Here is a 1,146-nt window from a genome sequence, read left to right as displayed (position 1 = left end):
GACGAATTGTAATATTAAGTGCAACACTAATAAAATTTCATAAAAAAAGGCCCATTATTGGCACTTTATTGTAAGATGTTAATAACCACAAAAACACATACAAGGGGTGCCAATATGAGCTACATTCATCTTACAATAACTGAGCGTGCAAGTATAGAGATTCTTAGGAAAGAAAATTATTCTTTAAGAGCTATTGCCAAACGATTAAACCGTTCGGTTTCTACCATTTCTCGCGAAATTAAAAGAAATAAATTCAATCATAATTATGTTGCTGAAACAGCTCAAACTAATTATGAAACTCGAAAAAAGAATTGTGGTCGTCCTTCCAAATTAACAAATGAACTGATCAACACAATTATCCATCATCTAAAATTACGTTGGTCACCTGAACAAATAGTTGGCAGATTACTTCAAAACAACATATGCTTTAAAACAATTTACCGATGGATTAATGCTAATTCATTTGGTTTAGATTTGTTTCCTTATTTAAGACAAAAAGGCAAAAGACAACGACCTACAGAAACCCGAGGACGTTTCAATGTTGGCAAACCGATATCCCAACGTCCTAAGAATATCAAAAAACGTAATTCTTTTGGCCACTGGGAGGCAGATACAGTTGTTTCAAGCAGAGGGAAAAGTAAAGGCTGTTTGGCTACTTTCGCAGAAAGAAAATCTCGCTATTATATTTGTTTTCTAATGCCTGACCGTTCTTCTAAATCAATGGAAGTAGCTATAAAACAACTTATTTCATCTTTGCCTAACAACGCTGTAAAAACGATTACTGTAGATCGTGGTAAAGAGTTTTCATGTTACAAAAATATTGAATCTCAATTTGAGGTCGATATCTATTTTGCTGATCCATATTCTGCTTGGCAGCGTGGAACTAATGAAAATTCTAATGGATTACTTAGAGAATTTTTCCCTAAGAAAACAGACTTTGCAAAGGTAACACAAGAAGAGTTGGATTATGCTTTAAAGTCTATAAACCATCGTCCTAGAAAGTGTCTTAATTGGAAAACATCTTATGAAATTTTAAATTCTGAGTTGTTGCACTTAAATTGACAACTCAACAGTTATAAACATCGTTAATGGCATCGTTCCATGTCTATAATTTAGTACACCCTCTATTTTAGCATACTCTGAGTT

At 33.3% G+C, this 1,146-nt stretch carries 1 protein-coding gene and 1 pseudogene; one reads left to right on the top strand and one right to left on the bottom strand.

The window, feature by feature from the left end; all coding sequences use genetic code 11:
* Nucleotides 1–114 precede the first annotated feature (114 nt).
* Entirely contained in the window at nt 115–1,062 is a 948-nt protein-coding gene (locus JVV30_RS13080; RefSeq protein WP_204194365.1) for an IS30 family transposase, read from the top strand.
* Nucleotides 1,063–1,071: 9 nt separating this feature from the next.
* On the opposite strand, the pseudogene JVV30_RS13360 reads toward JVV30_RS13080, so the two are convergent.
* Nucleotides 1,072–1,146 (bottom strand): annotated as a pseudogene (locus JVV30_RS13360) (hypothetical protein); the annotation flags it as partial.

This window comes from Staphylococcus sp. GDY8P47P (genome assembly GCF_016892225.1).
GTDB classification, from domain to species: domain Bacteria; phylum Bacillota; class Bacilli; order Staphylococcales; family Staphylococcaceae; genus Staphylococcus; species Staphylococcus borealis.
The sequence above is the reverse complement of the archived record's forward strand: the minus strand, read 5'-3'. Positions and strand labels throughout refer to the sequence as shown.

What these genes read in the sequence shown, in the direction of transcription:
- JVV30_RS13080 (WP_204194365.1), top strand. Translation starts at nt 115, where the DNA reads ATGAGCTACATTCATCTTACAATAACTGAGCGTGCAAGTATAGAGATT.